This window comes from Macrococcus sp. CoH-51_TC_04 (assembly GCF_058188655.1).
In genome coordinates this window covers 38,390-59,949 of record NZ_JBVGOY010000010.1, presented here as the reverse complement: position 1 = coordinate 59,949, position 21,560 = coordinate 38,390, and the positions used below count along the sequence as shown (strand labels likewise).

Sequence of the window (21,560 nt, the reverse complement as noted above, 5' to 3'; positions counted from 1 at the left end):
TCGGGACATCAAACAAAAAAGACACCCAACTACAGTTGAGTGTCTCACCTATTTACTACTGCGCACGTTTCGCTGCAAGTAATGTATTATTTAATACCATTGTAATCGTTAAAGGTCCTACGCCACCTGGTACGGGCGTGATTGCGCCTGCAACTTCAGAAACTTCATCATATACAACGTCCCCTGTTAACTTTCCGTCAACGACTGTATTTCCTACGTCTACGACTACTGCGCCTTGTTTCACGACATCCTTCGTCACTAATCCTGGTTTACCTACAGCAGATACGATAACATCAGAGCGTTTTAATACTGCATCCATATCTTTACTGCGAGAGTGCAGTAATGTTACCGTTGCATTCGCATCTGTTAATAGTTTCGCAACGGGTTGTCCTACGATATGGCTTCTCCCGATGACCGCAACATCCTTTCCTTCCAGGTCTATATCTGCATGCTTTAAGATTTCCATGATGCCCAGTGGTGTACAAGGGATATATGTTTCAACCCCTGCATAGAGTCGGCCGATGTTGATCGGATTGAAGCCGTCAACGTCTTTTTCTGGTGCAATCTTCTCAAGCACTTTCGTTTCATCGATTTGTTTCGGTAGTGGGACTTGAACAAGGATTCCATGTACATTGTCATCCTTGTTCAACTTGTCGATTTCTTCTAATAACGCCGCTTCAGTCGTACTTTCATCAAGATGGATGATACTTGAGCTCATACCGATCTTCTCAGCAGATTTCTTCTTGTTGTTCACATAGCTCTGGCTTGCACCGTCATTTCCTACGAGGATCACAGTTAGATTTGGCGTAACCCCTTGTGCCTTTAACTGTTCGACTTCCTGTGCAAGGTTCGCACGATAATCCGCTGCAACTTTCTTTCCGTCTAATACTTTTGCTGACATTCCAGTTCCCTCCATTTATTCGAACATTTAATATCATTATAGCAGTAAACAATCTAAAAATACGAACAAAAAAATAATAATTAATAAAAAAAACCATAATTGTTCGTTTTTTACGTTGAAATCTGTATCTGTCATTGTTATGCTATATAAGTAATATACACATAAATGAAGACGGTTTTCAAATAATTATAAAGGGTGATAGTTGTGACAGTAGCAGTAATAATGGGGTCTTCTTCTGACTGGGAGACGATGAAAGAAGCGGTTACAATGCTTGAAGCTTTCGGCATCGACTACGAGGCGAGTGTTGTATCTGCGCATCGTACACCGCTCGCGATGATTGATTTTGCGAAGTCTGCTCGTAGTAAAGGCATCGAGATTATTATCGCGGGTGCTGGTGGCGCGGCGCACTTACCGGGAATGGTCGCTTCGATGACGACACTTCCGGTGATCGGTGTACCGATTGAATCGAAGGCTTTGAAGGGAATGGATTCCTTATTATCAATTGTACAGATGCCTGGTGGAATTCCGGTAGCCACGACTGCTATCGGTAAGGCGGGTGCTAAGAATGCCGGTATACTTGCTGCACGTATGCTCAGTCTGAAAGATACTGCTTTAGTAGCACAGCTGGATGATTATGAAGCATCTTTAGTCAAGAAGGTGGAGGCGATGCAGCATGACCTTAAATAAATTTGCGCTCGGTGACACGATTGGTATCATTGGCGGGGGTCAGCTAGGTAAGATGATGGCACAGTCTGCACAGCGTATGGGATTTAAAGTTGCTGTGCTTGATCCTGATGAGCGCTGTCCTGCACGCTTCGTGGCACATCATTTCGTGCATGCACCGTACAATGATATTGCAGGATTGAAAACGTTAAGCCGCTATAGCGACGTCATCACATATGAATTTGAGAATATTAATGCAGAGGCACTAGAAGTCATTGCGAAAGAAAATCATGTACCTCAAGGTTTTGAGACGGTAAACATACTGCAGAATCGTCTCAGTGAGAAGGAAGCCATCGCAAGAAGTGGCGCTACGGTTGTTCCATATAAGCGTATCGAAGGTCCAGCGGATGTCGATGATGCTGTGCGTGAAATCGGTCTGCCACTCGTACTGAAGACTGTGTTCGGCGGTTATGATGGGAAAGGACAGCTTGTTGTAGCGGAGAAAGCACAGCTAGAAGAAGCATATAACATGGCTGATGGTACTATTCTCGTTGCAGAGAAGCGTATTGCGCTGGACCGTGAGATATCGATTACAGCGTCACGTAATCTTCAGGGAGAGGTCGTCTACTTCCCTGTACAGGAGAATGTCCATCGTAACCAGATCCTGTTCAGTACGACGGTGAAGCATGCGCATGAGTATACAGAAGCTGCGATTGCTGAAGTGGAGAAGATCATTCATAAGATTCATTTCGTGGGTACGTTTACTGTGGAATTCTTTATTGATAAAGAGGGTAAGCTCTATGTCAACGAGATCGCACCGCGTCCTCATAACTCCGGACATTACTCTATTGAAGCGTGTGATTATTCGCAATTTGATACGCATATTCTGTCGGTGCTTGGCTACAGATTACCGAAGCAAATCAAGCTCCACAGTTCTGCTGTGATGTATAATCTGCTCGGCCAGGATCTAGACTTGATGGAACATCTCTTCCCAGAACATCCAGAATGGCATGTCCATGTATATGGTAAAGAGGCAAGGAAAGAAAATAGGAAGATGGGACATATTACCCTATTGTTAGGCGATGATACGGATACTTATTATCCTATATATAAGGAGCTGATGAAATGACTTTAGTTTATGAAGGAAAAGCAAAGCGTGTATACAGTACGGATGAGGACCATGTGTTCCGCATCGAATATAAAGATGAAGTAACAGCGGGGAACGGTGCAAAGAAAGATAGTATGGCTGGTAAAGGTCGGCTGAACAACTTGATTACAAGCTATTTCTTCGAGCGCCTTGCACAAGAAGGGCTGGAGTCTCACTTTATCAAGAAGTTAAGCGACACTGAACAGCTGGTTAAAGCAGTTACGATTATTCCGCTTGAAGTTGTTGTCAGAAACTATGCTGCAGGTTCAATTGTTAGGCGTCTCGGCTTTGATAAAGGCACGCAGTTCAAATCACCGCTTGTTGAGTTCTATTATAAGGAAGATGCACTGAACGATCCGATTATTACAGATGACCATGTGAAGTTACTGGGTATCGCAGATGATCAAGACATCGCTGAACTGAAGCGCCAGGCGTTAATCATCAATGACATGCTCGTTAAGATGATGGATGAGATGAACTTACAGCTCATTGATTTCAAGATTGAGTTTGGTAAGGATCAGGACGGTAATATCCTGCTTGCAGACGAAATTTCACCGGATACTTGCCGCATCTGGGATAAGGACACGAAAGAAAACTTTGATAAAGACGTATACAGAGAAGACACAGGTTCACTGATTGATACTTATACTCAATTCTATAATAAACTGGAGGCGTTATAAAATGACTAAAATCGAACTATACATCACATTACAACCACAGGTATTAGACACACAAGGACAAACGTTAACACGTGCGGTACATGATCTGGGCTACACTCAAGTCAACGATATTCGCGTAGGTAAAGTGCTATATATGATAGTTGACGAAGCGAGCGAACAGGCCGTTGCGAACATAGTCAATACATTAAGTGAGAAATTATTTGCGAATACTGTAATCGAAGAATACAGCTACAAAATTGTTGAAGATGAGGAGACGAAATAATGAAATTTGCTGTGATTGAATTTCCAGGTTCAAACTGTGATCGCGATATGTTCAATGCAGCTTTGAATACTGGCTTTGAAGCGGAATATGTAGATTATCGTAAGACGTCACTTGAAGGTTTTGATGGTGTGTTAATTCCAGGAGGATTCTCATTTGGTGACTACCTGCGCTGTGGTGCGATGGCACGTGTTGCGCCCATCGTTCCTGAAGTAAAGCGTTTAGCTGCTGAAGGTAAGCCTGTGCTTGGTGTATGTAATGGATTCCAGATCCTGACGGAGATCGGGTTATTACCAGGTGCGCTAATGCATAATACGAAGCATCAGTTTATCTGTCAGAATGCGCCACTTAAGATCGTCAATAACGACACGAAGTTTACGCATAAGTATGATAAAGATGAAACAGTGATCTATCCGATTGCGCACGGCGAAGGAAATTACTACTGCTCAGATGAAACGTTAGCTGAACTGAAAGCAAACAATCAGATTATCTTAACGTATCATGACAATCCGAACGGCTCGATCGAAGATATCGCAGGAATCGTGAATCAAGCAGGCAACGTATGTGGTATGATGCCTCACCCGGAACGTGCGATGGAAGCATTGCTTGGTACGGATGACGGTGTGAAATTATTCGAATCCATTTTAGAAAGCTGGGGGAAATAATCATGGTCAAGTTTCTAGAACCAACTGCAAATGAAATTAAAGAGAATAAATTATACCAGGATATGGGGCTTTCAGATAAAGAGTATGACAAAGTTGTCGATATTCTAGGACGTATGCCAAACTATACTGAAATCGGAATCTTCTCAGTAATGTGGAGTGAACACTGTTCATACAAACATTCTAAACCTTTCTTAAAGCAGTTCCCGACGACAGGTGAACGTGTATTGATGGGACCGGGTGAAGGCGCAGGTGTCGTGGATATCGGTGATAACCAGGCCGTTGTATTCAAGGTTGAATCCCATAACCATCCTTCTGCCATTGAACCGTACCAAGGTGCGGCGACAGGTATCGGCGGTATCGTCCGTGATATCGTATCCATCGGTGCACGTCCAATCCAGTTACTTAACAGCTTACGTTTCGGTGAACTAACAGAGAAGCATAACCAGCGTCTATTCAAAGGGGTCGTTGCAGGTATCGGCGGCTACGGTAACTGTATCGGTATTCCGACAGTTGCAGGTGAAATCGAGTTTGACCGTCAGTACGAAGGCAACCCCCTCGTCAATGCGATGTGCGTCGGTATTATCGACCATGACAAGATCCAAAAGGGAACAGCGAAAGGCGAAGGCAATCCTGTTATCTACGTGGGACTTAAGACGGGTCGTGACGGGATTCACGGTGCAACATTCGCTTCTGAGGAGTTAAGTGAAGAAAGCGAATCTAAACGTCCATCAGTGCAGATCGGCGATCCATTTGTCGGTAAGAAGCTGATGGAAGCGACACTTAAAGCCATCACCTTCCCTGAATTAGTCGGTATCCAGGATATGGGTGCGGCAGGTCTGACATCATCAAGTTCTGAAATGGCGGCGAAAGGTGGCAGCGGTATCCATCTTGAACTCGAGAAAGTACCAACGCGTGAAGCGGGTATCTCACCATATGAGATGATGTTATCTGAAACACAGGAACGCATGCTACTTGTTGTTGAAAGAGGGACGGAACAGAAATTCTTAGAGTTATTCGACCATTACGAATTGGATAATGCAGTGATCGGTGAAGTAACAAATACAGATCGCTTCGTATTGACGTATGAAGGTGAAGTATTTGCAGATATTCCGGTTCAGCCATTATCTGACGAAGCGCCGGTGTACGTACTAGAAGGTCGTGCAGCGCAGTTTGATGATGTTCATCACGACTACTCTAATATCGATGCACAGGATACATTGATGAGGTTATTATCTCACCCGACGATGGCTTCTAAGAACTGGGCATATTCACAGTACGATCAGCAGGTCGGTGCAAACACAATCATTAAACCAGGACTATCAGCAGGTGTAACACGTGTTGAAGGTACGAAAAAAGCCATCGCTGCAACCTTAGACGGTGAAGCACGTTACGTATATAACAACCCGTACGAAGGCGGTAAGATGGTCGTTGCAGAAGCATACCGTAACCTAGTAGCTGTCGGCAGTTTACCCCTTGCGATGACGGACTGCTTAAACTACGGTAACCCTGAAAAACCTGAAATCTATCAGCAGTTAGCAGACTCTACACGTGGTATGGCTGAAGCGTGTGGTGCACTGAATACACCTGTTGTTTCAGGTAACGTCAGCCTATACAATGAAACGAAAGGTGACGCAATCTTCCCGACACCAGTAGTGGGTATGGTTGGATTGATTGAAGATGTTGATTACCTAGTAGATTTCAAACCGTCTAAAGGCGATACAATCTATTTCGTTGGTGATATTAAGGCAGACTTCGGTGGCAGCCAGATAGAGAAGCTATTATTCAATGAAGTCGCACATACTGATGTAACGATCGACCTCGAGCAGGAAGTAGCACGCGGTGAAGCGATTCGTCAGCATATTATCGACGGTAAGCTTGGTCATGTTCAAGCGGTCGGTAAAGGTGGGGTCGGTGTGAAACTTGCACAGATTGCAGCATACTTCAATACAGGTCTTGAAGCGCAGCTTGATGTGAATGATGCAGAACTGTTTGCTGAAACACAGGGGAACTACATTGTGATTGCGAAACAAGGTATGGAAATTAATATCGAAGGTGCACAAGCAGTCGGTACATTCGGTACAGAATCATTTAAATTATCTACGAACCAAGGGGAAGTTACATTAGACGTGAATCGTATGACGGAGGCTTGGAAAGGGGCAGTTCACGCATGTATGACATCAGAGGTCTAAACGAAGAGTGTGGTGTATTCGGTATCTGGGGTCACCCAAATGCCGCGGAACTCACTTATATGGCACTGCATTCATTACAGCATCGTGGTCAGGAAGGTGCAGGTATCGTATGTTCCGACGAGAAGAATATTTATGGCGCGCGCGGCATGGGATTATTACCTGAAGCGATCAGTGAGGTGAAACTCGAGTCATTAAGCCACTTTCATCACGCAATCGGTCATGTACGCTATGCAACGACGGGTGCATCTGAACTGTCTAACGTTCAGCCATTTATCTTCAAGCATTCTAAAGGCGACATTGGCCTTGCACATAACGGAAATTTGACAAACGCTGAGCAGATTAGGCTTGCACTGGAATCTGAAGGTGCAATCTTCCAGACGTCCAGCGACTCAGAAGTGTTAGGACATCTGCTGTTAAAGGCGAAATCAGATAATAAGCTGAATAACTTGAAAGCATCATTAAATCAGATTAAAGGTGCATTCTCATTTCTCGTGTTACATCCTGAAAAGCTCTTCGTAGCACGTGATGCACACGGTGTACGTCCGCTGATGCTCGGTAAGGTTGACGGTGCATACTGTGTGGCAAGTGAAACGTGTGCGTTTACAGCGGTCGGTGCAGAATATATTCGTGATATCGAACCTGGTGAAGTGCTTACCCTATCCCATGAGGGTCTGGCAGAAGATGCCTATACGATGAATACACAGTCCAATATGTGTTCTATGGAATATGTCTACTTCGCACGTCCGGATTCAGAATTCCGTAAGCATTCATTATATGAAATACGTAAAGCTTTAGGGCGTAAACTCTATGAGGAGATGAATATCGAAGCGGACGTTGTAATCGGTGTACCGGACTCTTCATTACAGGCAGCGAAAGGTTTCTCTCTTGCAAGTGGGATTCCGAACGAACAAGGTCTGCTCAAGAACCGCTACATCGGCAGAACATTTATCTCGCCGGATCAGAAGATGCGCGAACGTGCGGTCCGTATGAAACATTCACCGATTCGTGACGTCATTGAGGGTAAACGTGTCGTCGTTATCGATGATTCGATCGTACGTGGTACGACGAGCAAGTTTATCGTGAAGACATTGAAGCAGGCAGGTGCGAAAGAAGTGCATATGGCAATCTCTAGTCCACCGCTCATTCATCCGTGTTATTACGGTATCGACGTATCAACGCACGCAGAACTCATCGCGGCAAATAAGAGCATTGCTGAAATCGAAGCAGAGCTGGAAGTAGATTCACTTACATATTTATCGGTGGATGGTATGCACGAAGTATTCCGTTCATTTGACTCAAAAGGTGAATGTAATGCCTGCTTTACAGGGAACTACCCGATTGAAATCGTGGATCATGTATTACCGGAAGAAAAAGAGAAGAAGAAGAAGGGAGTATAATTATGGCTGAAAGTTATAAACAATCAGGCGTTGATATCCATGCAGGATATGAAGCGGTTGAACGCATGAAAAAGCATGTGAATAAGACGATGCGTAAAGAAGTGCTTGGAGGGCTCGGCAGTTTCGGTGCGGCATTCGACTTATCACAGCTGAACATGAAAGCACCTGTTCTCGTTTCAGGTACTGATGGGGTAGGTACGAAATTACGTCTTGCAATCGATAGTGATCGTCATGACACAATTGGAATCGATGCAGTGGCAATGTGTGTGAACGATATTTTAACGACAGGTGCGATGCCGTTATACTTCCTTGATTACTTAGCATTAAATAAAGTAGACCCTGTAATCGTCGAACAGATCGTTAAAGGTGTTGCTGAGGGCTGTGCTGAAAGTGAATGTGCACTGATCGGCGGAGAAACTGCAGAGATGGGCGATATGTATCATACAGGTGATTATGATATCGCTGGATTTGCTGTCGGTGCTGTTGAGAAGGATGCATATATTACAGGTGAACGTATTGCTGAAGGTGACGTGATATTAGGACTTGCTTCAAGCGGTATTCACTCAAACGGTTACAGCTTAGTCCGTAAAATCATTAAAGATAACAATCTCGATCTAGATGCTGAATTTGATAATGGTAAGACATTACTGGATGCCGTGTTAGAACCGACACGTCTATATGTCAAGCATGCAAAGGCAATCTTGGATGCAGCGGACGTACACGGTATGTGTCATGTGACCGGTGGCGGCTTTATTGAGAACGTTCCGCGTGTCTTTGTGAATGACGGATTATATCCTGAAATCGATGTCACAAACATTCCGCGTCAGAAGATCTTTGACTTATTACAGGAAAAAGGCAGCATCGACAAATTGGAAATGTACAATATCTTTAATATGGGTATCGGATTTATCTTTATCGTACCGGCTGATGCAGTTGAAAAAGTGCGTGCAGCCGTTAACGAAGAAGTGTTTGAAATCGGACGCGTCGTACGTGGGGATAAAGCAATCGACATCAAAGGTGTGGAATATGATTAAGGTCGCGATATTTGCTTCAGGTAATGGTTCGAATTACGAGAAGATTATGGAGCATATTCAGGCAGGATTCCTGGATCATATTGAAGTGACAGGCCTCTATACAGATAAACATAGCGCGTTCGCAATTGAGCGCGCCCGTCGTTTTGATACGCCTGTACATGTCTATGAACTGAGAGCATTCGACGATAAAGCGGCATATGAGACAGCGATACTGGAACAGCTAAAGCGTGATGGTGTGGAATGGGTCATTCTTGCCGGTTATATGAAGCTTGTTGGCAAGACGCTGCTCGATGCGTATGAAGGAAAGATGATCAACATCCATCCATCGATATTACCGAGCTTTCCTGGTGTTAACGCTGTCGGACAGGCGCTGGATTATGGCTGCCGTGTCAGTGGCGCTACTGTCCATTACGTTGATAGCGGTATGGATACAGGTAAGATCATCGACCAGATGAGCTGTCCGATCTACGAAGAAGATACAGAGGAAACATTGCAATTACGTATTCAGAATCTAGAGTACGAACTCTATCCACGCGTCATCAAGAAAATTATTCGATAAGGAGTCTACTTATGAGAAAAGCATTACTAAGTGTGTCAGATAAAACAGGTATTATCCCATTTGCCAAAAGTTTAACAGAACTTGACTTTGAACTTTATTCAACAGGTGGTACGAAAAAGGCATTAGAAGACAATAATATTGCGGTAAAGTCAGTCAGTGAACTAACAAACTTTCCTGAAATTATGGACGGACGTGTGAAGACATTACACCCAAACATTCACGGTGGGATATTAGCGGACCGCAGCAACCCTGAGCACGTAAAAGCAATGGAGACTCACGGTATTCAGCCGTTAGATTTAGTGGTCGTGAATCTCTATCCGTTTGAAGCGACAGTTGCAAATCCAGACGTTACTGAAATGGATGCCATCGAGAATATCGATATCGGTGGGCCGACAATGTTACGTTCATCAGCAAAGAACTTCAAGCATGTCATCACTGTTGTAGACCCGGCAGATTACGAGGAAGTCATCGAAAAATTAAAAGCCGATACTTTAGACGAGACATTCCGTAAACAGCTGATGATCAAGGTGTTCACACACACAAATAAATACGATTCAGCAATTGTTAACTTCTTCAGCGATAATACATCAACGCTGCGTTACGGTGAAAATCCGCATCAGAAGGCGCGTTTCATCAAGACAGATACAAAACCGAACACTTTAGCTGGTGCACGCATTCTGCACGGCAAGCCGCTGAGCTTTAACAATATTAAAGATGCAGATGCAACACTGTTCTTAGTGAAGCAGTTTGATATGCCTGCTGCAGTTGCTGTGAAGCATATGAATCCTTGTGGTGTCGGAACAGGCGAAGTCGTCAGCGAAGCATTCCAGAATGCATATGATGCTGACAGCCAGAGTATCTTCGGAGGAATCGTCGCATTAAACCGTGAAGTGGATAAAGCAACAGCTGAAAAGATGCACGCCATCTTCCTGGAAGTAATCATCGCGCCGAAGTTCAGCGACGAGGCACTTGAAATCTTGACGGCGAAGAAAAACATTCGACTGCTTGAAATTGATATGGATACAGATAAAGATGAAGAAGAGTTCGTATCTGTTTCTGGGGGCTATCTCGTTCAGGATAAAGATCTGCTGAACGTAACGCGTGAGGATATGCGTGTCGTAACAGAGACAGAACCGACAGAAGCACAATGGAAAGCAATTGAGCTTGGCTGGAAAGTCGTTAAAAGCGTGAAGAGTAACGCCATCGTCCTTGCAAACGATAAGCAGACAGTAGGAATCGGTGCAGGTCAGATGAATCGTGTCGGTGCAGCGAAGATTGCCATCGAACGTGCCATTGAAATGAATGATGATGTCATCCTTGCAAGTGATGGCTTCTTCCCGATGTCTGATACGGTTGAAACTGCATATGCCGCAGGTATTAAATGTATCGTTCAGCCAGGGGGCTCTATTAAGGATCAGGATTCAATCGACAAAGCGAATGAATGCGGCATCGCAATGGTGATGACAGATGTCAGACACTTTAAACATTAGGAGGCAGCTATGAATATATTAGTAATCGGTAGTGGGGGTCGTGAGCATGCACTGGCGAGAAAGTTCGCACAGTCACCACGTGTCACGGAAATATTCGTTATTAAAGGCAATGATGCGATGGCCCGCGTGGCAACGCTTGTAGATATCGCTGAAGATGATCATGATGCTATCGTACAGTTTGCGCAAGATAACACGGTTGAACTTGTCGTTGTCGGCCCAGAGCAACCATTGATCGATGGCTTAAGCGATCGATTAAGTGAAGCAGGCATTAAAGTGTTTGGTCCGAACAAGAAGGCTGCCCAGGTGGAAGGCTCTAAAGACTTTGCGAAAGCATTGATGAAAAAATACGACATCCCGACTGCAAGCTATGAAACGATTGATAATAAAGCAGATGCACTAAAATACTTAGATGAGAAAGGGACACCGATCGTCATTAAATACGACGGGCTTGCTGCTGGTAAAGGTGTCGTCGTTGCAATGAACCGTGATATGGCGGTTGATGCCATCAATGATTTCTATGCTGAAGCAGGCGCGAAAGTGGTCTTTGAAGAGTATCTTGAAGGGGAAGAATATTCACTTATGGTAATCGTCAATGATGATTTCTGTATCCCGTTTGATACGATCGCACAAGACCATAAACGTGCTTTTGACAATGATGAAGGTCCGAACACTGGTGGTATGGGTGCATATTGTCCAGTAAATCATATCTCTCAAGATGTCCTTAAGACAACATATGATACAATCGTCTATCCGACAGTGCGCGCAATACATGAAGAAGGTCTGAACTACTTCGGCGTACTCTATGTTGGTGCAATCCTCACAGCTGAGGGACCGAAAGTTATTGAATTTAACGCACGTTTCGGGGATCCAGAAGCGCAAGTGCTATTAAGACGTTTAGAGACAGATCTCGTAGCGTTGATTGAAGCTGCTCATAATAAGACTGAACTAGACTTAGTATGGCGTAACAAGGCGATATGTGGTGTCGTGCTGGCATCGAATGGTTATCCGGGCAGTTACGATAAAGGTGCAGTCGTAGAAGGCTATGATTATCAGGATGACTATATTGTGAGTGCGTTGAAACGCGTTGATGACACGTGGGTAACGAGCGGAGGACGTGTGATGCTTGCATTGGGTGAAGGTGATAACCTTCAACAGGCACAGCAAGCAGCATATGAAAATGTTAAGAAAATTAAGAGTGACGGTCTATTCTACAGAACAGATATTGGAAATAAAGGTCTGAAATAAAATGCACAAGAGAGGCTGGGACATTTGTCCCAGCCTCTCTTGTATTAAACGGCGGAACACTTTTGTCCCAGCCTCTATTTATTCAAATGTTTTTTGTACGTCTTCTTTAGTCTGTTCCTGACCTTCTGAATTACTATCTTGTTTTTTCTCTTCTTGTTCTTTAGCTTCTTCTGCATTATTCTTTAACTCTTCGTATTTTTCTGTCATGATAATTCCTCCTAAAAGTTGTTATAGTTTAGTTTACCCCTCTTCTCGATCATTAAACATCTCAGTCTTAAGCATGATTTTATTGAAATGCTAGGACATTTCTCATAAAACACATTATAATATGGAATGAGGTGGAATTATGAACTGGATTAAAAAACATTTCGAGATTCTGATTGGATATCTATTAGGTACCATGAATATGATTCTTGGAATATTTGTCATTGTGAATCACAAACAGATTTCACATTTTAAAGATGTCGATATCAATAAGATGCATATGTATAGTTTCTTTGATTTTATCAATATTTATTCGTTTGAGCTGATCAAGCTGCTGAGTCATTATATTAATCAGTTTACACTCTTGTCTGGTGTGCTATTTATTGTCATTGGAGGGGCATTCTTCTATGTATCACGCAAGCTCAGACAGACGACACTTTATGATAAGGTGATTGCTCAAGTCTACCTTTTGTTCGGTGGATTACTGTATATCATCACATCGATTCTTATTTTTGAGATGTATGGCTTCTATGCACTGCTATATCTGCTTTTCTTCATCAGCGTCGTCTACTATACTTTGAACAGAAAGCGTCTGAATACGCATTTTAGAAAGCTGCATATCAATATTCTTATATTCATCTATGCGCTTGCATATTTTATGACACAGCTTGCGGTCTATGATAATTTGAATGAAGAGAAGGTGACACCGCTCGATGTGATGACCCTCAACTTCTTCTTTATCCTGCTTGTGCTTTTAGCAACATTATGTCTTGTTAACTATGTATTCTTGAAGCGTACGCTCGTTAAAGCATCCGATCACATGAAACGTACTGAGAAGAAGCGGGATTCTAAGATCAGCCGAATGATCCGTGAGAATACGAACATGACGATCAATAGGTTATCTGAAGAGTCGCTGAAATTAGATGAAAAGGTCGTCCTTATGATGCAGAGATGCTCTCTAAGAAAGCTCATCAACCTACAGGATGAGGATATCCCGTCGTGGTTTAAGTATCCGCGCTGGATCAAAGCATTTCATATCGAACTGCTGCTGAGCAGTCTGCTGTTTATCATTACAGTAATCGAACTGAATAACCGCAACATGCTGTTTGAAGCGACGAAGTTCAATGTTGTGAAGATGCAGTATTTCTACGAATGGATTAATTTATTCGGAATGCTTTTAATCATAATTATGTACATCTATTTTACATTGATGATTCATTTTAGATCTCGCGGTTACTTCGGGCAGTTATTTACAATCTCATTTTTAATGATTAAAGTGATTGTTAGTTTCTACTTGATGCTATTTAAAGGAATCAACTTATCCCTATTCATCCCTCCGATACTTATATTACTGCTGTTAATACAGTTACCGCTGTATATAATCCATTTGCAGAAAAGGTACTGATAATTTCAACTGAATGTTTTTCTGAAATTCTATTGTGGAAAACTGGGATTCACGATATAATCATTATGGAAACGTTACCATGGGGATGGGAGAAATTTCCGTGAATCAAATAATGAACGTGGAATAGACATCTGATAGAGATGTCTATTTTTTATGGTATAGTTAATGTATTAAATTTTAAGGAGAAATGTATGAAAAATGTAACGATTAAACGTAGTAAGCAGCAGAAATTTACCCATGGTTATGTCCTGCTGGAGACAGATGATGTGTATCAGACAGACCAGATTGAAGAAGGGGAGCTGTTCACCGTTAAGACAGAGCAAGGTGAACTTATCGGTACATTCTATTCAGGATTGCAGCATAAAGGTCTTGGATGGAAGGTAAGTGATGCATATTTACAGTTTATCGATGCTTCATATTTTATTAACCTCTTTGAAACCGCGAATGCAGAACGTGCCTCTCTATATAATAGTACAGATACGAACGCTTTCAGATTGTATAATGGTGAAGGCGACGGACTTGGTGGCTTTACGATTGATTCATACGATGGACACCTGTTGATCACGTGGTATTCAAAGGGTATCTATCATTTTAAGCAGGACATAATTGAAGCGGTGAAAGCTGTATTTCAGTATAAGACAATCTATGAGAAGCTACGCTATGATAAGAATGTGCCGACCAATCAGGTAAGCGATGAAGGTACGGAATTTCCAATCATAATTAAAGAGAACAATCTGCATTATATGATCGATCTGACGGACGGTGCGATGACCGGTCTGTTCTTAGATCAGCGCGATGTAAGAAAGAAGCTGCTCCATATGGATACGAAGCATCATGATATGCTCAATCTGTTTGCGTACTCAGGTGGTTTCTCTGTAGCAGTGGGCAGTAATGGCTACAAGACAACCAATGTAGATATTGCGAAACGTTCGATTGAACTGATGCAGCAGAACTTTGCATTAAACGAGATGAATCTGGATGACCAGACATTTATCACGATGGACGCATTTGATGCGCTCGCTTATTTTACACGTCACCTAAAGACATTTGATATCATCGTAATCGACCCGCCGAGCTTCTCACGTCATAAGAAGAAGGTATTTACAGTTAAGGATAACTATCATGAACTGATTACACAGGCGCTGCCGCTCGTCAATTACGGCGGATATCTGGTACTGTCGACAAATGCGTCGAATGTATCACTTAAACAGTTCAGAGCAATGATAGAAGAGACGCTGACAGACCGTGCCGACTATGAGATTGAGCAGATCATGGGTCTACCAAAAGACTTCAAGACGACAGACAAGTATAAGGCATCTAAATATTTGAAGGTCGTGTTTGTAAAGATTAAAGGATGATTAAACAATAGCTATTCTGGGAATAAAGCTTTAGATATTTATTTTAGGAGGAATCTATTATGGGATTATTAGATACTGCCATTAATATGGCGGCAAAACAATTTACGAATAAAGAAGTGAAGACCCTCAGCTTACCGCAAAGTGAAGCGGATATTATAGAACGCCGTAAACGCGCAGAAAGTATGCTGCACAATAAATCACTTATGTCGTCTGCTGCAGCCGTCGTGCCAATACCAGGGCTTGATGTGACAGCAGACTTAAAGCTGATGACTGATATTATCGAGAATATCAATAAAGAGTATGGCTTAAGTCATAAGCAGGTTAGTGGTTATGCAGATGATATTAAACAGAAGATCGTCTTTTCAGCTGCGAAGTCTGGAAGTGACTTCATCGGCAAGAAAGTTACAAAAGGCTTTGTTGCTGTGGTATTCAAGATGATGCTACGTCGTGAAGCACTGAAACAGTCAAAATGGGTGCCAGTTATCGGCCAGGCGGTCAGCGGTACAATCAGCTATTATATGATGAAGAAGCTCGGTGAGCAGCATATCGACAAATGCGAACGTGTCGCACGTGACCTTATCGTTTAAATGCTTTGTGAACATTTTAACAGAAATATTTGACAGCTTGTTGCTCTGTATCCAAATGATTGAGTTTCGTCAAAAAATTTGGTATATTGAAAGCGTATAGACAAGTAGTTTATATATTAAATTAATGCATAATGCAGCCAAAAGGAGATTATTATTATGGAACAAAAATCTTATGTAATTATTGACGAAACAGGAATCCATGCACGTCCAGCAACAATGTTAGTTCAAACTGCAAGTAAATTTGAATCTGATATTCAATTAGAATATAATGCGAAGAAAGTAAACTTAAAATCAATCATGGGTGTTATGAGTCTAGGTGTGGGTAAAGACGCAGAAATTACAATCTATGCTGAAGGTAGCGATGAGAAAGAAGCAATCGATGCAATCAGTGAAGTATTAGTTAAAGAAGGTTTAAGCAAATAATGACAACTTTAAAAGGTATCGGTGCATCAGATGGCATTGCAATTGCCAAAGCATACCTTCTGGTTGAACCTGATCTGTCTTTTAACAATGAAAAAGTAACAGATGTAGATGCAGAAGTTGAGAAATTCAAAGCTGCCATCAATCAATCAAAGGTAGAGTTGACACAGATTCGTAACAATGCAGAAGTAGCGCTTGGGCCAGATAAGGCAGCAATCTTTGATGCACATCTGCTTGTACTTGAAGACCCTGAACTTATTAATCCGATTGAAGATAACATTCGAAATAATCAGATGAATGCAGCAACAAGCCTCTCTGAAGTTTCAACGAACTTTATCACAATATTTGAATCGATGGATAATGAATATATGAAAGAACGTGCAGCAGATATTAAAGATGTATCTAAACGCGTATTGTCGCATATTCTTGGTGTGTCACTACCAAATCCAACGATGATTGATGAGCCTGTTGTCATCATTGCAGAAGACTTAACACCTTCTGATACGGCGCAGCTGAACAAGAAGTTTGTTCAAGGATTTGCGACAAATATCGGTGGGCGTACAAGCCATTCAGCGATTATGAGCCGTTCATTAGAAATTCCAGCGGTTGTTGGTACTAAAAATATTACCGGTGCTGTGCAGCAAGGAGATTTTGTAATTGTTGACGGTATTTCAGGAGAAGTCATCATCAATCCAGATGAGCAGACGATTACGGGGTATAAAGCACGACAATCTGCTTTCTTGCAAGAGAAAGAAGAATTAAAGCAGCTGGTTAACGATAAGACGGTCACTAAAGAAGGTAAGCACGTAGAGCTTGCTGCGAACATCGGTACACCGAATGATCTTGAAGGCGTTAAGAATAATGGTGCAGAAGGTATCGGGCTCTATCGTACAGAGTTCCTTTATATGGGACGCGATACCATGCCTTCTGAAGACGAACAGTTTGAAGCATACAAGAAGGTGCTATCTGAGATGGACGGTAAACGTGTTGTTGTGCGTACATTAGATATCGGTGGAGATAAAGAGCTTCCGTACTTAAACTTACCGAAAGAGATGAACCCGTTCCTTGGATACCGTGCGATTCGACTTTGTCTGGATCAGCAGGATATCTTTAGAACGCAGCTTCGTGCGTTACTGCGTGCATCCATCCACGGTAAACTGAGCATCATGTTCCCGATGATTGCGACAATTAACGAATTCCGTGAGGCGAAAGCAATCTTAGAAGAAGAGAAAGCGAGTTTAACTGCAGATAAAGTTAAAGTTGCTGACGATATCGAGCTTGGAATCATGGTAGAGATTCCTTCTACAGCAGCAATGGCCGATATCTTTGCGAAAGAGGTTGACTTCTTTAGTATCGGTACGAATGATCTTATTCAATATACGATGGCAGCAGACCGTATGAGCGAACGTGTCTCTTATCTTTACCAACCTTACAATCCAGCAATCTTAAGACTGATCAAGCAAGTTATTGATGCCAGTCATAAAGAAGGTAAATGGACAGGAATGTGTGGAGAAATGGCAGGAGATACGACAGCGATTCCGTTATTGCTAGGTCTAGGTCTTGATGAGTTCAGTATGAGTGCGACAAGTATCTTAGGTGCACGTCGCCAGATTAAGAACTTAAGTCAGCCAGAGATGGCGAAAGTAGCTGAGCAGGCTTTAAACTGTGCGACACAAGAAGAAGTTGTGCAGCTCGTAGATGCATATCTATAATCTGAATTAAATTTAAGTTGAATCAATAAAACCCGAATAATAGGGGAAATGTAATTCATTTTCTCTATTATTCGGGTTATTTGTATAGTTATTTATTAATCTCGATCAGGGTGATCTCCGGTCGCACACCGATGCGTACTGGAAAATGGGTCGTTCCGAGCCCGGTTGAGGTATGTAGCTGCATCTTATGCTGCCTGTACTTTAATGTATAGAGTCCACGGTAATACTTTCTACCAAGCATCGGTCTCACTGGTGCACCGAGTATTGGCAGGGCGATCTGTCCGCCATGTGAATGTCCGGAGAGCTGCAGATCGACATCGAACCGTTTCGTGAAACGTGCAAAGTCAGGTTCGTGGATGAGTGCAATGGTATAGGCATGATGTGTCTTGTTGTAAAGCATCTGATCGATGTTACCGCCGCTATTGATGATATCGTCAGTCCCGCACATATAGATCGATTCATTATCATATGTAATATACTTTCCGTAGTTATTCAGGATCTCAATTTCTGCATGCTGCATCACGCGTTCCAGGTCATGTGTGCGATGTGCGCGCTGATCGTGATTGCCATATACGAAGAACTTGTGACGCGCCTGTATCGTCTTAAAGAGCGGTATATAGCGGTCAGAATTTTCTTTGAAACGGTCCAGATTATCAAATACATCTCCTGTGATACAGACGATATCAGGTTTCTGCTGATTCACCTGTTTGATTACATGGATAAGATCTTCATAATCAAACTGAAAACCGATATGCATATCTGAAAGATGGACAATCCGTAAGGGTCTATCATGCTTCTTATGGAGTCCTTTAAGTTTGATGTGGCTGAGCTTCAATTGATTGACGGGATTGGGCATCAAGGGAATCAGTCGTTCACCGAAATGGTCGATAAAGGCATACATCAATTGTTTAAGCATGAAGATACGCTTCAATCTTGTCGATATCCGGCTGATAGAAGAGCGCATCGTCAATCTTGATAAGCGGCGTGCTCATCGCATCGTAGTCTATCATCTCGATCTTATAGGGCATATGTGAAATATTTTTTTCGGTAAATGTATAACCTTTATTAGTGAAATATTGTTTTATAAATGTACATGGCGGACAATCGTCCTGTGTATAGATTTCAATATTCATAACAGTGCTCCTTTTTTTATAATGACATGATTATAACACAGATTTGTCATAAATAAGTGGTTCAATTACTTTAAAAAAGGAACAGAGTAATATACAATAAATGTTATGTGAGTATTATCACAAAAGGAGGATTTTATTAATGGATGGACTCGTTATGAGTAGAATTTTAACTGCGATGACTTTAGGTTTTCATATTATCTTCGCAACGATTGGCGTGGGTATGCCACTTATGATCATGATTGCTGAAGGTATCGGTATTAAGACAGGGAATATGAAATATATTGCACTTGCACGTCGTATGGCGAAAGCATTTACAATTACTGTCGCAGTGGGCGTTGTAACCGGTACAATTATCGGATTACAATTATCGTTACTTTGGCCGTCATTTATGAAGCTTGGAGGCCAGGTGATTGCATTACCATTATTTATGGAAACATTCGCGTTTTTCTTTGAAGCAATATTTTTAAGTATCTACCTTTATACGTGGGATCGTTTCAAAAATAAATGGATACACTGGATATTAAATATTCCGATCATCATCGGTTCGACATTAAGCGCATTATTTATCACAAGCGTCAACTCGTTTATGAATACACCACAAGGTTTCGATCTGAAGGACGGGGTACTGGTGAATATCGATCCGATTGCAGCGATGCTCAATCCTTCATTTTTCGTACGTGCATTCCATGTTGTAACAACAGGTGGCATGACGATTGCTTTCTGTGTGGCAAGTGTCGCGGCAGTGAAATTACTGAAGAATAAATTTGCTGAGGATAGACAATATCATAAATCAGCACTTAATATGGCGATGATTGTCGGTCTAATCTTCAGTTTATTGACCATTCTTGCAGGTGACCTTTCTGCGAAGTTCCTGCATAATGAACAGCCTGAGAAGCTTGCAGCGATGGAATGGCATTTCGAATCTGAGAAGCAAGCAGATCTTGTACTCTTCGGTGTACTAGATGAAAAGACACATGAAGTTAAAGGTGCGATCAAGATTCCTGGTGTCTTAAGTTTTCTGGCAGATAACAGCTTTAATACAGAAGTTAAAGGATTGAATGAGTTTAAAGCAGATGAACGTCCGCCATTAATTATTCATTATTTCTTTGATCTGATGGTATTTTTCGGGATGTTCTCGTTTGCTGTGAGTGTCCTTTATGTCATCTTGAAGAAAGTACGTACAAAGGTGAGTACGAGCAACTTTATGCTTTATTTAATGGCACTTACAGGTCCGTTATGTATGCTTGCGATAGAGTTCGGCTGGTTCTTAGCTGAGATGGGCAGACAGCCATGGTTACTCAGAGGATATATGAAAGTCGCTCAAGGCGTGACGCATGCAGAAGGTGTCAGCTTAGTGCTTGTAGGATTTGGGTTACTTTATCTCATAATCGGATTCAGCTGTAGTTATGTACTCATCAGAATGTTCAAGGATAAGCCTGCAGCACGAGATATTGAAACATATGAATCAACGTATAATGGGGGTAGAGTATAATGGACTATCAACATATTGGAATACTCGTACTGTGGACGTTCTTATTCGGTTATATTATTCTCGGTGCCATTGATTTTGGTGCAGGATTCTTTATACTGTATGCCAAGCTGACACATCAGGAGAACGATTTAAGAGACGTCATCAAACGTTACTTGAACCCGGTATGGGAAGTAACGAATGTCTTCTTAGTGTTCTTCTTTGTAGGAATTGTCGGATTCTTCCCGGACACTGCCTACTATTTTGGAACGACATTACTGATACCTGTAAGTATTGCACTCCTGTTGCTGACGATACGAGGTTCGTTCTATGCGTTTGAGACATACGGTAAGGACTCTAAACTTGCATGGGTTGCATTATATGGTATCAGTGGATTGCTGATTCCGGCATCATTCTCGACAGTTCTGACGATTTCTGAAGGTGGATTTATTCATGAAACCAAGAAGGGGATCGCACTCGACTGGCTTGAACTCCTGATGAGCCCATTTTCATGGAGCGTAGTGTTTCTATGCATCATTTCCGTGCTGTTTATCTCTGCAGCATTCTTGACGGTCTATGCAAAGCGTGCAAATGATATGAAGGCGTATGGAATCTTAAGAAAATGGTATTTAATATGGGCATTGCCGATGCTTGTCATCTGTCAGTTCACATTCTTAAGTTTAAGACAGCAGAACGTACTGCACTTTAACACAGCAGTAGGTGATTACTGGTGGCTCTTCGGACTCAGTATCGTATGCTTCTTAATTGCACTGGTGCTGTATTACTTAGAGAAATCACTTGATATCGCATTTATCTTTGTCGTGCTGCAGTTTGCGACAGCATTCTATGGTTACGGCATCAGTAAATTACCATATATCCTATACCCATATGTGAATATGGATAAAGCAGTCGTGAATGAGACGATGGCCTTTTATTTAGTCGTCGCATTTATTTTAGGTTTACTTTTACTGCTCCCTTCATTATATTTATTAATGAGATTGTTTATCTTTGATGCAGATTATGTCAAAGGGAAAAAGAAATAAT

22 protein-coding genes are annotated in these 21,560 nt (G+C 42.2%); 18 read left to right on the top strand and 4 right to left on the bottom strand.

The window, feature by feature from the left end; translation table 11 throughout:
* Window positions 1-55 precede the first annotated feature (55 nt).
* Window positions 56-901: a bifunctional methylenetetrahydrofolate dehydrogenase/methenyltetrahydrofolate cyclohydrolase FolD gene (gene folD, locus ACZ2V4_RS09530; RefSeq protein ID WP_490514781.1), complete on the bottom strand. Its 846-nt coding sequence runs from the start codon at window positions 899-901 to the stop codon at window positions 56-58.
* A 204-nt stretch (window positions 902-1,105) separates the two neighbouring features.
* Here folD and purE point away from each other — a divergent pair, with 204 nt between their 5' ends.
* The 11 genes from purE to purD are packed head-to-tail and all read left to right on the top strand — an operon-like array spanning window position 1,106 to window position 12,229.
* Window positions 1,106-1,588, top strand: a complete 483-nt coding sequence (gene purE / locus ACZ2V4_RS09525; RefSeq protein WP_283721685.1) for a 5-(carboxyamino)imidazole ribonucleotide mutase — start codon at window positions 1,106-1,108, stop codon at window positions 1,586-1,588.
* Window positions 1,575-2,693: a 5-(carboxyamino)imidazole ribonucleotide synthase gene (gene purK / locus ACZ2V4_RS09520; RefSeq protein WP_133421618.1), complete on the top strand. Its 1,119-nt coding sequence runs from the start codon at window positions 1,575-1,577 to the stop codon at window positions 2,691-2,693. The genes purE and purK overlap by 14 nt, the downstream gene beginning before the upstream one ends.
* A complete protein-coding gene (gene purC, locus ACZ2V4_RS09515; protein WP_419895483.1) occupies window positions 2,690-3,391 on the top strand; it encodes a phosphoribosylaminoimidazolesuccinocarboxamide synthase in 702 nt (233 codons plus the stop codon). Before purK ends, purC begins: the two co-directional genes overlap by 4 nt.
* Window position 3,392: 1 nt before the next feature.
* Complete coding sequence (gene purS, locus ACZ2V4_RS09510; protein ID WP_490514780.1) at window positions 3,393-3,653, top strand: phosphoribosylformylglycinamidine synthase subunit PurS; 261 nt, start codon at window positions 3,393-3,395, stop codon at window positions 3,651-3,653.
* Window positions 3,653-4,315 (top strand): phosphoribosylformylglycinamidine synthase subunit PurQ, encoded by a 663-nt coding sequence (gene purQ, locus ACZ2V4_RS09505; RefSeq protein WP_133421616.1) that lies wholly within the window; start codon window positions 3,653-3,655, stop codon window positions 4,313-4,315. The genes purS and purQ overlap by 1 nt, the downstream gene beginning before the upstream one ends.
* A gap of 2 nt (window positions 4,316-4,317) precedes the next feature.
* A complete protein-coding gene (purL, locus tag ACZ2V4_RS09500) occupies window positions 4,318-6,504 on the top strand; it encodes a phosphoribosylformylglycinamidine synthase subunit PurL (protein WP_490514779.1) in 2,187 nt (728 codons plus the stop codon).
* Window positions 6,483-7,901, top strand: coding sequence for an amidophosphoribosyltransferase (gene purF, locus ACZ2V4_RS09495; protein ID WP_420496485.1), 1,419 nt, complete (start codon window positions 6,483-6,485; stop codon window positions 7,899-7,901). The genes purL and purF overlap by 22 nt, the downstream gene beginning before the upstream one ends.
* 2 nt (window positions 7,902-7,903) lie before the next feature.
* Window positions 7,904-8,935 carry a phosphoribosylformylglycinamidine cyclo-ligase gene (gene purM, locus ACZ2V4_RS09490; protein WP_490514778.1) on the top strand — a complete coding sequence of 344 codons (1,032 nt, stop codon included), beginning with the start codon at window positions 7,904-7,906 and terminating at the stop codon, window positions 8,933-8,935.
* Window positions 8,928-9,494, top strand: coding sequence for a phosphoribosylglycinamide formyltransferase (gene purN, locus ACZ2V4_RS09485; protein WP_490514777.1), 567 nt, complete (start codon window positions 8,928-8,930; stop codon window positions 9,492-9,494). Before purM ends, purN begins: the two co-directional genes overlap by 8 nt.
* Window positions 9,495-9,505: 11 nt before the next feature.
* Window positions 9,506-10,984: a bifunctional phosphoribosylaminoimidazolecarboxamide formyltransferase/IMP cyclohydrolase gene (purH, locus tag ACZ2V4_RS09480; RefSeq protein WP_490514776.1), complete on the top strand. Its 1,479-nt coding sequence runs from the start codon at window positions 9,506-9,508 to the stop codon at window positions 10,982-10,984.
* A 9-nt stretch (window positions 10,985-10,993) separates the two neighbouring features.
* The gene (gene purD / locus ACZ2V4_RS09475) at window positions 10,994-12,229 is read left to right on the top strand and encodes a phosphoribosylamine--glycine ligase (protein WP_490514775.1); all 1,236 of its coding nucleotides are present in this window, start codon (window positions 10,994-10,996) and stop codon (window positions 12,227-12,229) included.
* A 78-nt stretch (window positions 12,230-12,307) separates the two neighbouring features.
* Here purD and ACZ2V4_RS09470 read toward each other — a convergent pair whose 3' ends face one another.
* A complete protein-coding gene (locus ACZ2V4_RS09470) occupies window positions 12,308-12,436 on the bottom strand; it encodes a hypothetical protein (protein WP_256447899.1) in 129 nt (42 codons plus the stop codon).
* A gap of 139 nt (window positions 12,437-12,575) precedes the next feature.
* Here ACZ2V4_RS09470 and auxA point away from each other — a divergent pair, with 139 nt between their 5' ends.
* The 5 genes from auxA (at window position 12,576) to ptsP (ending at window position 17,915) form a co-directional block, all read left to right on the top strand.
* On the top strand, window positions 12,576-13,838 hold the full coding sequence (gene auxA, locus ACZ2V4_RS09465) for a lipoteichoic acid stability factor AuxA (RefSeq protein ID WP_219494404.1): 1,263 nt from the start codon (window positions 12,576-12,578) through the stop codon (window positions 13,836-13,838).
* A 191-nt stretch (window positions 13,839-14,029) separates the two neighbouring features.
* Window positions 14,030-15,196 (top strand): class I SAM-dependent rRNA methyltransferase, encoded by a 1,167-nt coding sequence (locus tag ACZ2V4_RS09460; protein ID WP_420496490.1) that lies wholly within the window; start codon window positions 14,030-14,032, stop codon window positions 15,194-15,196.
* 59 nt (window positions 15,197-15,255) lie between these two features.
* A complete protein-coding gene (locus tag ACZ2V4_RS09455; RefSeq protein WP_490514774.1) occupies window positions 15,256-15,783 on the top strand; it encodes a DUF697 domain-containing protein in 528 nt (175 codons plus the stop codon).
* 156 nt (window positions 15,784-15,939) lie between these two features.
* Window positions 15,940-16,206 carry a phosphocarrier protein HPr gene (locus ACZ2V4_RS09450; protein ID WP_099482422.1) on the top strand — a complete coding sequence of 89 codons (267 nt, stop codon included), beginning with the start codon at window positions 15,940-15,942 and terminating at the stop codon, window positions 16,204-16,206.
* Window positions 16,206-17,915 carry a phosphoenolpyruvate--protein phosphotransferase gene (gene ptsP, locus ACZ2V4_RS09445; protein ID WP_413474379.1) on the top strand — a complete coding sequence of 570 codons (1,710 nt, stop codon included), beginning with the start codon at window positions 16,206-16,208 and terminating at the stop codon, window positions 17,913-17,915. Before ACZ2V4_RS09450 ends, ptsP begins: the two co-directional genes overlap by 1 nt.
* An 88-nt stretch (window positions 17,916-18,003) precedes the next feature.
* Here the strand turns inward: ptsP and ACZ2V4_RS09440 are convergent, their stop codons facing one another.
* Both ACZ2V4_RS09440 and ACZ2V4_RS09435 read right to left on the bottom strand, forming a co-directional pair.
* On the bottom strand, window positions 18,004-18,831 hold the full coding sequence (locus tag ACZ2V4_RS09440; protein ID WP_490514773.1) for a metallophosphoesterase: 828 nt from the start codon (window positions 18,829-18,831) through the stop codon (window positions 18,004-18,006).
* Window positions 18,824-19,048, bottom strand: coding sequence for a glutaredoxin family protein (locus tag ACZ2V4_RS09435; RefSeq protein ID WP_283721675.1), 225 nt, complete (start codon window positions 19,046-19,048; stop codon window positions 18,824-18,826). The genes ACZ2V4_RS09440 and ACZ2V4_RS09435 overlap by 8 nt, the downstream gene beginning before the upstream one ends.
* A gap of 139 nt (window positions 19,049-19,187) precedes the next feature.
* Here ACZ2V4_RS09435 and ACZ2V4_RS09430 point away from each other — a divergent pair, with 139 nt between their 5' ends.
* Both ACZ2V4_RS09430 and ACZ2V4_RS09425 read left to right on the top strand, forming a co-directional pair.
* On the top strand, window positions 19,188-20,540 hold the full coding sequence (locus ACZ2V4_RS09430; protein ID WP_490514772.1) for a cytochrome ubiquinol oxidase subunit I: 1,353 nt from the start codon (window positions 19,188-19,190) through the stop codon (window positions 20,538-20,540).
* On the top strand, window positions 20,540-21,559 hold the full coding sequence (locus tag ACZ2V4_RS09425) for a cytochrome d ubiquinol oxidase subunit II (protein WP_490514771.1): 1,020 nt from the start codon (window positions 20,540-20,542) through the stop codon (window positions 21,557-21,559). The genes ACZ2V4_RS09430 and ACZ2V4_RS09425 overlap by 1 nt, the downstream gene beginning before the upstream one ends.
* Window position 21,560: the final 1 nt, after the last annotated feature.

What these genes read in the sequence shown, in the direction of transcription:
- folD (WP_490514781.1), bottom strand. Translation starts at nt 901, where the DNA reads ATGTCAGCAAAAGTATTAGACGGAAAGAAAGTTGCAGCGGATTATCGT.
- purK (WP_133421618.1), top strand. Translation starts at nt 1,575, where the DNA reads ATGACCTTAAATAAATTTGCGCTCGGTGACACGATTGGTATCATTGGC.
- purC (WP_419895483.1), top strand. Translation starts at nt 2,690, where the DNA reads ATGACTTTAGTTTATGAAGGAAAAGCAAAGCGTGTATACAGTACGGAT.
- purS (WP_490514780.1), top strand. Translation starts at nt 3,393, where the DNA reads ATGACTAAAATCGAACTATACATCACATTACAACCACAGGTATTAGAC.
- purQ (WP_133421616.1), top strand. Translation starts at nt 3,653, where the DNA reads ATGAAATTTGCTGTGATTGAATTTCCAGGTTCAAACTGTGATCGCGAT.
- purL (WP_490514779.1), top strand. Translation starts at nt 4,318, where the DNA reads ATGGTCAAGTTTCTAGAACCAACTGCAAATGAAATTAAAGAGAATAAA.
- purF (WP_420496485.1), top strand. Translation starts at nt 6,483, where the DNA reads ATGTATGACATCAGAGGTCTAAACGAAGAGTGTGGTGTATTCGGTATC.
- purM (WP_490514778.1), top strand. Translation starts at nt 7,904, where the DNA reads ATGGCTGAAAGTTATAAACAATCAGGCGTTGATATCCATGCAGGATAT.
- purN (WP_490514777.1), top strand. Translation starts at nt 8,928, where the DNA reads ATGATTAAGGTCGCGATATTTGCTTCAGGTAATGGTTCGAATTACGAG.
- purH (WP_490514776.1), top strand. Translation starts at nt 9,506, where the DNA reads ATGAGAAAAGCATTACTAAGTGTGTCAGATAAAACAGGTATTATCCCA.
- purD (WP_490514775.1), top strand. Translation starts at nt 10,994, where the DNA reads ATGAATATATTAGTAATCGGTAGTGGGGGTCGTGAGCATGCACTGGCG.
- ACZ2V4_RS09470 (WP_256447899.1), bottom strand. Translation starts at nt 12,436, where the DNA reads ATGACAGAAAAATACGAAGAGTTAAAGAATAATGCAGAAGAAGCTAAA.
- auxA (WP_219494404.1), top strand. Translation starts at nt 12,576, where the DNA reads ATGAACTGGATTAAAAAACATTTCGAGATTCTGATTGGATATCTATTA.
- ACZ2V4_RS09460 (WP_420496490.1), top strand. Translation starts at nt 14,030, where the DNA reads ATGAAAAATGTAACGATTAAACGTAGTAAGCAGCAGAAATTTACCCAT.
- ACZ2V4_RS09455 (WP_490514774.1), top strand. Translation starts at nt 15,256, where the DNA reads ATGGGATTATTAGATACTGCCATTAATATGGCGGCAAAACAATTTACG.
- ACZ2V4_RS09450 (WP_099482422.1), top strand. Translation starts at nt 15,940, where the DNA reads ATGGAACAAAAATCTTATGTAATTATTGACGAAACAGGAATCCATGCA.
- ptsP (WP_413474379.1), top strand. Translation starts at nt 16,206, where the DNA reads ATGACAACTTTAAAAGGTATCGGTGCATCAGATGGCATTGCAATTGCC.
- ACZ2V4_RS09440 (WP_490514773.1), bottom strand. Translation starts at nt 18,831, where the DNA reads ATGCTTAAACAATTGATGTATGCCTTTATCGACCATTTCGGTGAACGA.
- ACZ2V4_RS09435 (WP_283721675.1), bottom strand. Translation starts at nt 19,048, where the DNA reads ATGAATATTGAAATCTATACACAGGACGATTGTCCGCCATGTACATTT.
- ACZ2V4_RS09430 (WP_490514772.1), top strand. Translation starts at nt 19,188, where the DNA reads ATGGATGGACTCGTTATGAGTAGAATTTTAACTGCGATGACTTTAGGT.
- ACZ2V4_RS09425 (WP_490514771.1), top strand. Translation starts at nt 20,540, where the DNA reads ATGGACTATCAACATATTGGAATACTCGTACTGTGGACGTTCTTATTC.